The 13,500-nt window shown below is 34.4% G+C and carries 17 protein-coding genes; 6 read left to right on the forward strand and 11 right to left on the reverse strand.

Annotated elements, in window-relative coordinates:
• Positions 1 to 13 precede the first annotated feature (13 nt).
• From BMW63_RS11035 to BMW63_RS11045, 3 genes are all read left to right on the forward strand, one after another.
• Positions 14 to 454: a sterol desaturase family protein gene (locus BMW63_RS11035; protein WP_074723524.1), complete on the forward strand. Its 441-nt coding sequence runs from the start codon at positions 14 to 16 to the stop codon at positions 452 to 454.
• A 175-nt stretch (positions 455 to 629) separates the two neighbouring features.
• Complete coding sequence (locus BMW63_RS11040; protein WP_074723525.1) at positions 630 to 1,091, forward strand: SRPBCC family protein; 462 nt, start codon at positions 630 to 632, stop codon at positions 1,089 to 1,091.
• On the forward strand, positions 1,091 to 2,386 hold the full coding sequence (locus BMW63_RS11045) for a cryptochrome/photolyase family protein (protein ID WP_074723526.1): 1,296 nt from the start codon (positions 1,091 to 1,093) through the stop codon (positions 2,384 to 2,386). Before BMW63_RS11040 ends, BMW63_RS11045 begins: the two co-directional genes overlap by 1 nt.
• An 81-nt stretch (positions 2,387 to 2,467) precedes the next feature.
• On the opposite strand, the gene BMW63_RS11050 is transcribed toward BMW63_RS11045, so the two are convergent.
• From BMW63_RS11050 to BMW63_RS11075, 6 genes are read right to left on the reverse strand one after another with little or no spacing between them, the layout of a single operon-like run.
• A complete protein-coding gene (locus BMW63_RS11050; protein WP_074723527.1) occupies positions 2,468 to 3,886 on the reverse strand; it encodes an SDR family oxidoreductase in 1,419 nt (472 codons plus the stop codon).
• 23 nt (positions 3,887 to 3,909) lie between these two features.
• Positions 3,910 to 4,524, reverse strand: a complete 615-nt coding sequence (gene folE / locus BMW63_RS11055; RefSeq protein ID WP_074723528.1) for a GTP cyclohydrolase I FolE — start codon at positions 4,522 to 4,524, stop codon at positions 3,910 to 3,912.
• Positions 4,525 to 4,553: 29 nt separating this feature from the next.
• On the reverse strand, positions 4,554 to 5,237 hold the full coding sequence (locus BMW63_RS11060; protein ID WP_074723529.1) for an SDR family NAD(P)-dependent oxidoreductase: 684 nt from the start codon (positions 5,235 to 5,237) through the stop codon (positions 4,554 to 4,556).
• Between the two features lie 18 nt (positions 5,238 to 5,255).
• The gene (locus BMW63_RS11065; protein ID WP_074723530.1) at positions 5,256 to 5,537 is read right to left on the reverse strand and encodes a TIGR03643 family protein; all 282 of its coding nucleotides are present in this window, start codon (positions 5,535 to 5,537) and stop codon (positions 5,256 to 5,258) included.
• A 2-nt stretch (positions 5,538 to 5,539) separates the two neighbouring features.
• Positions 5,540 to 6,838 carry an ABC1 kinase family protein gene (locus BMW63_RS11070; protein ID WP_074723531.1) on the reverse strand — a complete coding sequence of 433 codons (1,299 nt, stop codon included), beginning with the start codon at positions 6,836 to 6,838 and terminating at the stop codon, positions 5,540 to 5,542.
• A complete protein-coding gene (locus BMW63_RS11075) occupies positions 6,838 to 7,497 on the reverse strand; it encodes a TetR family transcriptional regulator C-terminal domain-containing protein (RefSeq protein ID WP_074723532.1) in 660 nt (219 codons plus the stop codon). The genes BMW63_RS11070 and BMW63_RS11075 overlap by 1 nt, the downstream gene beginning before the upstream one ends.
• Before the next feature lie 121 nt (positions 7,498 to 7,618).
• On the opposite strand from BMW63_RS11075, the gene BMW63_RS11080 reads away from it, so the two are divergent.
• The gene (locus BMW63_RS11080) at positions 7,619 to 8,527 is read left to right on the forward strand and encodes a TIGR01777 family oxidoreductase (RefSeq protein ID WP_074723533.1); all 909 of its coding nucleotides are present in this window, start codon (positions 7,619 to 7,621) and stop codon (positions 8,525 to 8,527) included.
• A 133-nt stretch (positions 8,528 to 8,660) separates the two neighbouring features.
• On the opposite strand, the gene BMW63_RS11085 is transcribed toward BMW63_RS11080, so the two are convergent.
• The 5 genes from BMW63_RS11085 to BMW63_RS11105 form a co-directional block, all read right to left on the reverse strand.
• Positions 8,661 to 9,197 (reverse strand): YceI family protein, encoded by a 537-nt coding sequence (locus BMW63_RS11085; RefSeq protein WP_074723534.1) that lies wholly within the window; start codon positions 9,195 to 9,197, stop codon positions 8,661 to 8,663.
• A 161-nt stretch (positions 9,198 to 9,358) separates the two neighbouring features.
• Positions 9,359 to 9,907 carry an acyl-CoA thioesterase gene (locus BMW63_RS11090; protein WP_074723535.1) on the reverse strand — a complete coding sequence of 183 codons (549 nt, stop codon included), beginning with the start codon at positions 9,905 to 9,907 and terminating at the stop codon, positions 9,359 to 9,361.
• 2 nt (positions 9,908 to 9,909) lie between these two features.
• A complete protein-coding gene (locus tag BMW63_RS11095; protein ID WP_074723536.1) occupies positions 9,910 to 10,275 on the reverse strand; it encodes a 6-phosphogluconate dehydrogenase in 366 nt (121 codons plus the stop codon).
• Between the two features lie 6 nt (positions 10,276 to 10,281).
• Complete coding sequence (gene rmuC, locus BMW63_RS11100) at positions 10,282 to 11,652, reverse strand: DNA recombination protein RmuC (protein ID WP_074723537.1); 1,371 nt, start codon at positions 11,650 to 11,652, stop codon at positions 10,282 to 10,284.
• 189 nt (positions 11,653 to 11,841) lie between these two features.
• A complete protein-coding gene (locus BMW63_RS11105) occupies positions 11,842 to 12,183 on the reverse strand; it encodes a hypothetical protein (RefSeq protein ID WP_074723538.1) in 342 nt (113 codons plus the stop codon).
• Between the two features lie 165 nt (positions 12,184 to 12,348).
• Between BMW63_RS11105 and BMW63_RS11110 the strand changes: the two genes are divergently transcribed.
• Together BMW63_RS11110 and BMW63_RS11115 are read left to right on the forward strand one after the other, a co-directional pair.
• The gene (locus BMW63_RS11110) at positions 12,349 to 12,915 is read left to right on the forward strand and encodes a pseudouridine synthase (RefSeq protein WP_074723539.1); all 567 of its coding nucleotides are present in this window, start codon (positions 12,349 to 12,351) and stop codon (positions 12,913 to 12,915) included.
• A gap of 49 nt (positions 12,916 to 12,964) precedes the next feature.
• Positions 12,965 to 13,417 carry a tRNA (cytidine(34)-2'-O)-methyltransferase gene (locus tag BMW63_RS11115; protein WP_074723540.1) on the forward strand — a complete coding sequence of 151 codons (453 nt, stop codon included), beginning with the start codon at positions 12,965 to 12,967 and terminating at the stop codon, positions 13,415 to 13,417.
• The last annotated feature ends 83 nt before the right edge of the window (positions 13,418 to 13,500 follow it).

The following is a 13,500-nucleotide window of genomic DNA, read 5'->3' on the forward strand; positions in this document are numbered from 1 at the left end:
AAAACAAATAACAATGATTTCTTTTTCTATTTTCCTTGGCGTTTTTTTGTTTATGGAATGTGTTACCTGGTTAACCCACAAATATGTGATGCACGGTTCGATGTGGTATTTCCATGAAGATCATCATCAGCCTAAATATGCTAATGTTTTTGAACGTAATGATATCTTTTTTGTGATTTTTGCCTTACCAAGCATCGTCCTTTTTTACTATGGCGTTGAGGGAGGAGTTAACTATTTATTCTTCATAGGTCTAGGAATTACAGCGTATGGTTTTTCTTATTTTATGATTCATGATGTATTAATTCATCAAAGATTCAAATGGTTCAAGAGTACAAAAAATAAATACCTTATTGGTTTGCGCAAAGCACACAAAGTGCACCATAAACATTTAGGAAAAGAGCATGGCGAATGTTTCGGTATGTTGTTTGTTCCTTTTAAATACTATAAAATGTAATAATTTTATTTGGGCGTGACCTCGTTGAAAAAACATTTTTTTTGTTTTTTCAACGAGGTCGGGCTTTACACTCTCGCTTTTATGGTCTCGTTTTAAGAGCGAGACCATAAAGAGCTCCGCTGCAATCCCTCACGCAAGGCAGTCGTTCTGACAACAATTAAACATAAAAAACACAATGAAAATATATAAAAAAGAAACTGTTCAACATGTAAATGCAACAGTAGAGGAATGCTGGGAATTTTTCTCCAAACCGGGTAATTTACAAAAAATAACACCAGAAACGATGGGGTTCCAAATCACAGATTTCGATAGCAAGCCCATGTATGCGGGACAAATAATTCAATATAGAGTTACTCCACTGCTAGGTATAACAATATCTTGGATGACCGAAATTACCTTTGTTAAAGAAAATAGTTATTTTATAGACGAACAACGTTTTGGACCCTATGCTTTATGGCATCACAAACACTTTTTTGAAGCTACTGAAAACGGTACTAAAATGACGGATGTTGTTCATTACGCTTTGCCTTTAGGATTTTTAGGCAGAATAATGAATACCTTGATGGTTAAGAATAAATTAAATGAAATTTTTGAACATAGAGTCCTAAAGGTAAACGAAATCTTCAATTCAAAATAATGGAAAAAGAGACAGTATCTTTTTTTTGGTTTAGACGTGATTTACGTTTGGAGGATAATATTGGACTATTTCATGCTTTGGAGTCTATATATCCTGTCATTCCGTTATTTATTTTTGATGATTCTATCTTAGATAGTTTACCAAAAAACGATGCAAGAGTTGGATTTATCCATGAATCATTATCCACTATTAATGAACAGTTAAAACAAATAGGAAGTTCGCTGTTGGTTAAAAAAGGAGAAACTACTGCCGTATGGAAATCGCTTATCCAGGAATTTGACGTTAAAGAAGTATTCTTCAATAAAGATTATGAGCAATATGCCATAACAAGGGATGATGCTATCTGTAAACTTTTGCAAAGCGAGAACATCGTTCCCTTTTCCTTTAAAGACCAAGTTATTTTTGAAGAAAAAGAAATCACAAAAGCAGATGGATTGCCGTACACCATTTATACACCATTTAAAAATAAGTGGTTGGATAAATATAACGCTATGGCACCTGTACGTGAATATCCTGATGCTGCCATTTCTTCTAATTTTCTTAAATCAAAATATATTTTTCCAACCTTGGTAGAAATAGGATTTGAGGAAAGCAGCATAAAGGTGCTTCCGTACAATCTAAAACAGATTTCTGATTATCAGGAGATACGTGATTTTCCTGCTAAAGATGGGACATCTTATCTATCACCGCATCTTCGTTTTGGTACAGTAAGTGTTCGAAAAATGGTCAATTGGGCCGCTAAAACGAATGCTGTTTTTTTGAGTGAATTGATATGGAGAGAGTTTTTTATGCAAATTCTGTTTAATTTTCCGAGAGAAGTCACGCATAATTTCAAGCCGGCCTATGATGGAATTCAGTGGTTGAATAACGAAGCCGACTTCAAGCGCTGGTGTTCTGGAACTACTGGCTATCCCATGGTAGATGCAGGAATGCGCCAACTCAATGAAACGGGTTATATGCACAATAGAGTGCGTATGGTTGTGGCAAGTTTTCTATGTAAACATTTATTGATAAACTGGCAGTGGGGTGAAGCCTATTTTGCCGAAAAATTACTGGATTATGAAATGGCGTCCAATGTGGGCAATTGGCAATGGGCAGCTGGAACTGGGTGCGACGCAGCACCTTATTTCAGAGTTTTTAATCCAGAAATCCAACTGAAAAAATTTGACGAAAAAGGAATTTACATCAGGAAATGGATTCCTGAATTTGAACTCGGGTACGGCGAACCTATGGTAAAACATGCTGTGGCGAGAGATCGAGCAATCGCGACATATAAATCAGGGATATTGAAATAATGGGATTTAAGATATAAGTCATATAATTTTTCAATAAAATAGTCAAAAAACTTAAATGACTTATATGTTTAAAAAAGAGATTTACTTAATCAATTTATTAAGCATCCCATTAAAAATGAAGCCGTGAAAAGGCAATACAGAATACCAGTATAATTTTCCCCAAATACCCTTAGGTTTAAAGGTGGCAGCTTGATACAATGTATTATTTATTATTTTGAATTCGAGCCATGCCTGTCCTGGTAGTTTCATCTCGGCATACAACACTAGTTTTCCTTCTTCTTTATTGGCGTACAAAACGCGCCAAAAATCCAAAACGTCTCCAGAGTGAATCTCGTGTCTGTTTGTTCTTCCTCTTCTAGAACCTACGCCTCCAAAAAGTTTGTCTATAAACCCTCTGATCCCCCAAAGCCAATCGCCATAATACCAACCGGATTCGCCACCTATGGACCAGATTTTATCAATAGTATATTCTCTATTTATAATTTCTTTTTTTCTTCTGTCAATAAAGCAATTTTTTTTTGGAATTTTTAAATATTCCGAAATATTAGTGCTAAACCTGCCGCTTGCTAAGGAATCTTTCCAACTAGAAACGACCTTATCTTCACCTACTTTGATTAACGCAAGAGAAAGTGCTTCTTTGTATGACATCGGCTGTACATCAAGCAGTTCATTTATTCTGGTGTCCCTGCAAACTACTTCAACCTTCATACTGCTTACTAATGCTGAAGCTAATTTATAAGAGGTAGAAGTAACGAAATAAAGCCAATAGGACGATAATTTAGGAGTCATTAAAGGCACTGTATAGATCCATCTTTTTATGTTTTTAGCTTTGGCAAAACCCAATAGCATTTCTTTATAGGTAAGTATATCGGGGCCTCCAATGTCAAAATTTTGATTGTAGGTTAATGGATTTAATAACGACTGTGATAAGAATTCAAGGACATTACGGATGGCGATAGGTTGACACCTTGTGTTGAGCCATTTTGGGGTAATCATGATAGGAAGCTTAAGTACTAGATCTCTGATGATTTCAAAGGACGCGCTACCTGAACCCACAATGATTCCCGCTCTTAAGGCTGTTAGTGCAAAAGTACCAGTGTTTAATATATCTTCTACATTTTTTCTAGATGCAAGGTGTTTCGAAAGAGAATCGTCATTTACAATTCCTGTTAGATAAATGACTTGTTTTGCATTAGTAGTGTTTATCCTATTGACAAAATGAGTGGCTGAGGTACTTTCTAATTCATCATAATTATCCTTTGAACTTGCCATCGAATGGATGAGGTAGTATCCAGCATCAATATCATCGGGAATGTTTTTTAAAGTTTCTTCTTTTAGAAAATCTACTTCAATTACAGTGATGCTTTTTTCGAATTCTTTCGGCGTATAAAACCTATTTTTATCTCTCACGCAACAAATTACATCATGTCCTTGCCCAATTAAAATGGGTAAAAGTCGTTTTCCAATGTATCCTGTTGCGCCGGTTAAGAGAATTTTCATAGATTTTATTTTGAATACTAAATTTAACTAAATTTATTGGAAATCAGACTAATAAACTCTTTTCTTGTTTTGTCCTTTTCAAAGGCACCTGTAAAAGAAGAGGTAGTCGTTACTGAATTTTGTTTTTGTATTCCTCGCATCTGCATGCACATGTGTTGCGCTTCAATTACCACAGCTACACCTAATGGATTTAAAGCCTCTTGGATACAGTCTTTTATTTGATCTGTTAATCTTTCCTGTACTTGCATCCTTCTGGCAAAAGCATCCACAATTCTTGGAATCTTACTCAGCCCTACAATTTTGCCATTCGGAATGTAAGCAATATGTGCTTTTCCAAAAAACGGCAACATATGATGTTCGCACATGGAATATACCTCAATATCTTTTACGACAATCATCTGTCTGTGGTCCTCCGTGAACAGTGCCGACTTTAAAATTTGTAAGGGGTCTAGCTCATATCCATGCGTTAAATATTGCATCGCTTTGGCTGCTCTAACTGGTGTGCTCAAAATTCCTTCTCGATTTACATCTTCACCTAAATTATTTATTATGGCTTTGTAATTTTCAGCAATGGCGTCTGTGATTTCAGTATCATAACGCTCTACTTTTTCGTAACTTTTTATTTCTTTAACTATCATATTCTGGTCTTATTAGTATTTGGTTTTAACTACATCTTAAATGTTACAATTCCGTAATCCATTTCAAAAATTTGACCTGAAATCGATTTGGCTTTTTCAGAGATTAAAAAATCTGCCATGTCTGCAACTTCTTCCGGTTTTAGGTAGCCTTTCATCGGATGACGTTCTACCATATTTTCCTTCATTCGATCATTTCTTAAAATTCCTGCTGATAAAGATGTTTCGGTAATCGTGGGAGCAATGGCATTGATGCGTACTACCGATGCCAACTCGGCTCCCAACGATTTAACTAATCCTTCGACTCCTGCTTTTGCTGTAGCAATACTAGCGTGAAATGGCATTCCTAGTTTTGCCGCAACTGTACTAAATAATATAATCGAAGGATTGGTTCCCTTTTTTAAAACAGGTAAATATTTCTGAATGACTTTTACTGCTCCTATTACGTTGATTTCAAAATCATTTCTAAAGTCATCAATGCTTAAGCTACCTATTGGTTTTAAATTAATAGAACCAGGGCAGTAAATTAAGGTGTCAATATTTTCTATGGCAGGAAGCTCATCCTTCAGCACGTCTAATGAATAATGAGTTAGATTGGGATGGGAAACATCTGGCGCATTTCTACTGATGTTGTGTACCCGATTGGTTTCTAATTGCTGCATTAAAATGGCATTCCCTATACCTTTGCTTCCGCCTATAATCACTATATTTTTCATTTGAAAAGTATTTTTGGTTTATCTTTTTGATATTTTATTATTGTTAATCTGTCTTTGTCTGCTGCACTTAAAACGACCTTCTCTATAATCACGAAGCTTCTCATGCTTTGTTTTGCGTCCTTGAACCCTTTTGCGCCACATTATAAAACTTGTTGGTTTCATTTCGGTGCGCATTAAATCAATGACTTCCTGCTCTTTCAGTCCAAATTGAAGTAAAATAGCATCAAATGTGGTTCTGTCCTCCCATGCCATTTCTATTACTCTATCTTTTTCTAGATCAGATAAATTATGTTCTACCATTGTTAGTATTTTAAATATTCGGTCACTGTAATTTTGGCTTTTAAATCGAACATTAGATTATAAAGACCAAAAAACGTTCTGTTCATGTATATAAAATGTTTCGAACCTCTATTTCCGTTCATTTTTCTAAGGTTGGTGTCACTGGCAAAACGCTCTCCAAGCTTGCCAATGTTTTCAAAGAATTCTTCATTAGAAAAGTCGAACGTTTTTTCCTGGAATGGTTTGGTGAACAAAGACAATAAATCATAAAACATAGCTGTAAAATAAACGATTTCTTCTTTAGAATCATCAGCTCTTAGGATTTCTAATTCAAATAACTTTTTGCTAAATAGTTCTTTGTTGTCGATCACTTTTGGATCTATCAATTCAAAATAAGGAACGTAAAATTCATTCGGGATCGTTTTCATACATCCAAAATCAATAGCGATTAATTCGTTTTTATCATTCACCAAAAAGTTTCCGGGATGGGGATCAGCATGTACTTTTTTTAGAACATGAATTTGGTACATGTAAAAATCCCATAAGGCTTGCCCTATTTTATTTGCTATAATAGGATCTGAATTTTTGAACTCAGAAAGGTGAACGCCTGTCATCCAATCCATAGTGATGATCTTCTCAGAGGAATACTCGGGGTAGTACTCAGGGAAAACGAGATTGTCTATTTTCTTGCACGCATCAACAACTTCCTGACTTTGTTGCAGTTCTAATAAGTAGTTGGTTTCTTCTATTAATTTGTCTTCGACTTCTTTAAAGTACTTGTCAGAATCTTTTCCTTGAAGGTTAAACATTCTGATGGCAATGGGTTTGACTAAAGCCAAATCAGAGGAGATACTATTAGCAACTCCTGGGTATTGAATTTTTACCGCCAATTTTTTATTGTTTTTTACCGCCGAATGAACCTGACCGATACTGGCTGCATTGACAGAATTAGCATTAAATTCATCAAAAATTTCATAAGGTGTTTTGCCGAAATTGGTTTTGAATGTTTTTAAAACTAATGGCGCAGAAAGTGGTGGTACAGAAAATTGAGACAAAGAGAATTTTTCTACGTAAGCTTGTGGTAAAAAACTTTTATCCATGCTTAGCATTTGAGCCACTTTCAAGGCACTCCCTTTCAGGCTTTTTAAACCATCGTAAATATCCTCGGCATTGTCTTCGTTAAGTTTATCACGGGTTAAGTCTGAATTAACCATTTTTTTACCGTAATATTTAAGGTAATTGACACCTACTTTTGCCCCTGTTTGTACGAGTTTTGTGGCTCTTTCAATTTTTGACGTTGGTATATAATCTATCGTTTTCATTATTTGTTTTGTATTTTTTCTTTGAAAATAAATTTCCCAAAGTCAATTAAACTATCTAGTGGTGCGATATTCATCAGTTCAAAACTCAGTTTTACCGATTTTTCGATGTAGATATCTGTTTTCTCAAATGATGGGGAATCGTCGTCTAACCAGAATTTTAGTGTTAACAATAATTGAATCCAAGCACTTTCCTGAATTGCTTTTTGCTGAAAGTCTTGAAATTTTTCTTGCTTAATACGATATTCGTCTGTTATAATTTCACCAACATATTGCTTAAATGCAGTTCTCAAACTTGAAAGTTGCATTAGATTTTTCAGTTGGTTATCGTACTCTTTTAAACTCATCGTAACATAACTTCTATTGGCAGAAAGTAATTCGAAGAATGTAAAGTAAAAACTTAACATCTTTGTTTTCATATCATAGTCAGCATAGTCTTTATCTTTGTGCAGTAATTCAAGTGACATTTCCAGAAATGTTTTAAAGATTTCTTTTTCGACACTTTCCAAAGTTCCAAAAAAGGCATAAAATTCCGTTTCTGTAAAGCCATTCGATTTTGCGAAAAGATATACTGATTTGGGTTTTTCGCCATTCTCTAATATATAGTTCATATACATAGAAACTATTTTTTCTTTTGTTATTGCAGTTTTCTTAGTAGCCATTTTCAATTAATTATAAAATTAGAGTATAAAGGTACGGAATGTTTAACTAAATAATCATAAAGTTAAACAAAAATTAGTTGTATCTTTGGTTTAGATCAATTGAAGGATAAAATATACTGTCATGAAAAAGAATGTATTACTCACAGGAGGTACTGGTTTTGTTGGGAAGGAACTAACAAAAGTTTTGATAAATAGCGGATATACCGTTTCTATACTTAGTAGAAGTAAGAGAGAAAATACTGCATCTATTTTTTACTATACTTGGGACATACAAAAGCAAACAATAGAAAAGGACGCCGTACTGAATGCAGATTATATAATCCATTTAGCTGGGGCAAATATTGCTGAAAAACCATGGACAAATAAGCGAAAAGAAGAAATCATTAATAGTAGGCAACAGTCGGCACAGCTTATTTATTCTGTTTTAAAAAAGAATGGTAAAAAATTGGATGCCTTTATTTCTGCATCGGCTGTGGGTATTTATGGTGCGGTGAATGGGGAAGAAATTTGTACAGAGGACATGCCTCTAGCCAATGACTTCTTGGGACTTACTTGTCAAAAATGGGAAGCCGCTGCAGATCAATTTGAAAAGTTGGGAATACGAACAGCCAAAGTGCGTACCGGTTTAGTATTAGGCAAAAACGATGGCTTTCTAAATAAATTATCCCCTATTTTTAAATGGAGACTCGGATCGGCATTGGGTTCCGGAAAACAATACATGCCTTGGATTCATGTGGAGGATTTGTGCGCACTATATCTTGAAGCAGTAAAGAATCCGAATGTGGTAGGACCTTATAATGCCGCAATAAACGATAATACAACGAATGCTGTTTTTTCTAAAACATTGGCGAAGGTGTATGGGTACAAAATTTGGCTTCCCAATGTTCCCGGCTTTTTGATTAAAATAGTATTGGGAGAAATGGCAAAAATAGTGCTGACCGGAAGAAGAGTTTCATCTGATAAAGTAGAGCAGTTAGGATTTCAGTTTAAACATACTGATTTAGAAAAGACACTAAGAAACTGTTTATAAAAATAGTTTTGGAATAAAGGTGTTTGGTCAATGTAGGACTAAAATTAAATAAAGTAAAAAAAACAGTAATTATAAGGTCCTTTATTTTAATAAAAAGTATGATTCAATAGGGTGTTTATGGCTAGTTAACCAATCATAAAATAGTTTTAACACTAACATTTATGTTTTTTGATATTTTACTTCTGACGATATATGGGATTTCGATATTGTAATCATCAGAGTTTAAGGTGAAGTTGGAGGTCAATTCTATCCCTGTAGCTACTTTTTTAATTTCGGCTCTAACACGGATGTTTTTTGATTTGCCATGCATGCTTATTTTTCCTTTGATGTAATACTCTTTGACATCAGTAGCAATATTTTTTAAATCGAATTTTTCAATTAATCCCTGAAAGGTAGCTTTAGGGTATTTTTTACTTTCCATATAATTTGCGTTGAAATGCTCCTGCATTAAACTTCTTTCAAAGGAAAAACGATTGATGTAGACTACAAAAGCTATTGTTCCTTTTTTCGTATTTAAAATACAATTTACGTATTCATTTTGGGCTTTTACGGGCTCAAAAAAAGGCACTGAGGCTTCAAAAATAACGATCCCCTTTGTGGAGGTCATTTTCTCTTGAGCATCAATGATAAATGCAGTTAATAGAAAAAAAAAGAGTAAAGTTTTTTTCATTTTAGAGTCTGTATAGTACTACTTAAAGTTACGATTTTTATTTTAAACAACCAGTAACAACCAGCCGCTATAACAGTAAATATCACCTCAAAAACGGATTTTTAGTTCTCATTATGGATTCTATTCGATTTTATCTAAAATAAGGGGTTAAAACAATAGAATTAGCCTAATTCGACAAGAACATTATACTTTTCTAAGCTGGCTAATGTCTCTATTGAACTGTAATTAAAAACTTCTTCATGACGGTCTTTCTCTTTTTTCAGGGAAATTTGCTTTAAGCAATTGCAGAAACGGCGGACTTCTTCTAAATTTGAAAGAATAAGACCTGGAACTTTTTCATTTTTCCCATCTTTGTCTTTTGAAACCATGGTAAAATAGGAGGAATTGCAATGTTTGATCGCTCCTGTTTGGATATTTTCAGATTCTACTCGAATACCTATAATCATAGAACTCCGACCCACATAATTGACACTGGCTTTCATGGTTACCAGTTCTCCTACTTCGATGGGTCTCAAGAAGTCGACAGTATCCACGGAAGCTGTTACGCAATAATTCCCGGAAAACTTTGACGCACAGGCGAAAGCGATTTGATCAAGTAGCGAAAGAATATAACCTCCATGTATTTTGCCACTAAAATTAGTGTGAGATGGCAACATTAATTCTGAAATGGTAATATTTGACGAAGCAACTGTTTTAAAGGTGTTATTCATCTTTATTTTGATTTAAATGGAGATTCTTCTTCTTTTACTGCGATGACGAAATATTTAGTGTCGCCCCACCATGCGAATGTTTTGTAGCGCTCTATATAAGACAGTTTTACATACTGTCCTTCTAGTTCTTTTAAATCACTAATTACTTGTTTGTCTTTATCCAATACAGAAAAAGCAAATATTTGCGAACCTGATATGCCTTGGCTTATTTCTCCTTCCCAGGTTTTGAAAGCGACTCCTTTATGACTAAATTTGATTAGTTGGCCAGATCGAATGCCTTCACTGTAAGTGGCATAATACACAAACGTAAAATAGCTAACGATTGAAAGCATAAGTACTGCCGCAAGAATTCCTAAAAATTTTTTCATTTTATTTTAGTTTAATTGTTGGTTTTGATCTTTTTCGGCTCTTGCCAAAATGCTCTCAGGGAGCGATTTTTTTGCTTTTGCACCCATCTTTTTTAATTTTTCGACACTAGTAATTAGGTTTCCTTTCCCATCTACTAATTTATTCATAGCGCCGCTATATTCCGTTTTACTTTCGTCGATTTTCTTTCCAATTTTTATTAAATCAGCAACAAAACCTTCAAATTTATCATATAAAGCGCCGGCTTGTCGCGCTATTTCAAAGGCATTTTCCTGTTGTTTTTGGTTCGCCCACATACTGTCAATTGTTCTTAATGTAGCTAGCAGGGTAGCAGGAGTTACAATAACAATGTTCTTTTCGAATGCCTTGTTGTACAAAGTAGTGTCCTCATTAAGTGCCATGGCAAATGCGGGTTCGATAGGGATAAAAAGCAATACAAAATCAGGACTTTCTATTTGGTATAAATCCTGATAATTTTTATTTCCTAATTGTTCTACGTGACGCTTGATCGAATTGACATGCTCTTTTAAATAGCCACTTTTTACATCGTCTTCTTCTTCGTTGATGTATTTTTCATAAGCGGTCAAGGAAACTTTCGAATCCACAATCATTTTCTTACCGTCAGGTAAATTGATCACAACATCAGGAAAAACACGGTTTCCTTCTTCAGTGGTAAAGCTTTGTTGCACTTCGTACTCACGTCCTTTCTCTAGACCTGATTTTTCTAAGACTCTTTCTAGAACCAGTTCACCCCAATTTCCCTGCATCTTACTGTCTCCTTTTAATGCTTTGGTTAGGTTGATGGTTTCCTTGCTCATTTGGATATTCATTTCGCGCAAGCCTAAAATTTGTTGGCGCAAAGCGGCATGGTAATCAATGCTTTCTTTATGGGTATCTTCCACTTTTTTCTCGAATAATTGAATTTTATCTTGCAAAGGAGACAAGATGTTTTTCATGTTTTCTTTGTTCTGTTCCGTGAATTTATTCGATTTTTCGTCTAATATTTTGTTGGCAAGATTCTCAAATTCCTTGGTAAACTTCTCTTGAAGCTTTTCTACTTCATCTTTTTGCTCTTTGTTGCGTTCCCATAGATTCTCAAAATCGACTTCTTTTTTAGAAAGTTGTATTGCCAAGCTGTCTTTTTCATTACGAATGGTTTCTTTCTCAGCAGCACTGTTGTCTAATTGCTTTTCAAAAGCAGTTTTGTCATTTAAAAATTGTTCTTTCAATTGATTGAATTGCGAGTTTGACGCAATTAGTTTTTCCTCAAAACTGATCTTTTCGGATTTAAAACGAGCAGCGAAAATGAGTTTCCCAATGAAAACACCAATAGCGAGGGCAATTACAAACAAGAATAAAAAAGGGAGCATGTTTGACATAGAAAGACTGATTTTTGTAAAAAGTAAAAGTAGGGAATATTAGATGTTTCTATTTAACTATTAATTGAAAATTAATTTTTTTAGTGATAAAGTATATCAAAGAGGCCGTTCTTTAGCATAATTAACAATAAAAATTCCCTAAAGGACTAGTTATACCAATAGGGAATAGTAAAGATGTAGTTAGTTTTATTATTTTTTGTTTTTGATAATTGGGTTTATTGGATAAATTTTGAATGTACTTTTTAAGTCGTTATCTGGTTTTACTTCCTTTAATTCTGATGAAACAGCTCGGCTTAAACTTTCATTTTCATTCCAATTTCTATTTTCATTTTCTTCTACAAAAGCTTTAGGTTTCTCAGTGGAGATAGTCTTTTGAATAATTTTAGGGTATCCATTTAAGTCTATTTCAACATCAGTGTATGTTTTTGAAGTCATTTCATTAAGAACGTCAGGTGTTTTTTCTCCACTTAATCCATTTTTTAAATTAGGATCGTTTATCAGTTCGTCGGAATTCCAATTTTTACTTTTCATGACAAATTTATTTAATGATAGAAACTTAATTTGCTTAAAATTACGACTTTTCAGCTTATTGTTTAGGTCATTTAACATAGCTTTTACTTTGTTTTATAATTCTGTAGTCACTCTGTTTAATATACAATTAAACAAATCTATCTTTGCAATATTAAAATTAAAATAATGCACCACTCTCATTTCATTATTCACAAACCATACGGTTATTTAAGTCAGTTTATTTATGAACAGAAGCGAAAAAAGAAATTACTAGGTGAATTGTATGATTTTCCAAAAGGAACGATGGCAATAGGGCGTCTGGACGAAGATTCGGAAGGATTGTTATTGCTTACCACAGATGGAATGATGAGCGAAGTTATTCGATCTAAAAAAGTAGAAAAAGAATATTATGTTCAGGTTGATGGAATTATTGATCAGGAAGCTATTGACAAAATGAAGGCCGGTGTCGAAATAGGGTTCAATGGAACCAAGTACATCACCAAAAAATGTGAAGCTTCATTGATAACTGAAATTCCCGCTTTTGGAGCCAGAGGAAAAAAAATACGGGACGAACGCCACGGCCCCACTTCCTGGGCTTCGATAACGGTCAACGAAGGCAAGTTTCGTCAAGTGCGCAAAATGACAGCCGCAGTTGGATTTCCTACTCTTAGACTAGTTCGCGTGCGAATTGGAAACGTATATTTGAATGAGTTACAAGCTGGAGAAGTGAAGCAAGTAGAAAATTTGCAATAGCAAAAGGCAATGGCAAAAATCGTTAATCATCAATCTTAAATCTTTTTAAATGTTAAACATCGTTTTAGTTGAGCCCGAAATACCTAATAACACAGGGAATATTGGTCGATTGTGCGTCGGTACTGAAAGTCGCTTGCATTTGGTTCATCCATTTGGTTTTGTAATCAATGATAAAAACTTGAAACGTTCGGGCTTGGATTACTGGGTACATCTTGATGTCACCGAATATCAAAATGTAGCCGAGTGGATCACTCAAATTCCGGATGCTTCACGTGTTTTCTTAATGAGTTCCCATGCCGAAAAATCTTATTTGGAGATAGATTTTCAAGACGGAGATTGGTTGGTTTTTGGAAAAGAAAGCAAAGGACTAAGTGAAGAAGTTTTGGGTCAATTCGAAAACCATCTAAAAATTCCAATGTCAAATTTGATTCGGAGTTTTAACATTGCAAATTCGGTGGCTTTTGTTATCGGCGAGGCCAAAAGACAAATTATGCTCAAGTAGTATGGTAGTATAAGGAGTTATTAAGGAATAGTATTGTTACCAAGGAATTTTATATATTTGAGTATCACATTTGTGTTTTTAAG

The organism is Flavobacterium frigoris (assembly GCF_900111075.1).
Lineage (GTDB): Bacteria > Bacteroidota > Bacteroidia > Flavobacteriales > Flavobacteriaceae > Flavobacterium > Flavobacterium frigoris.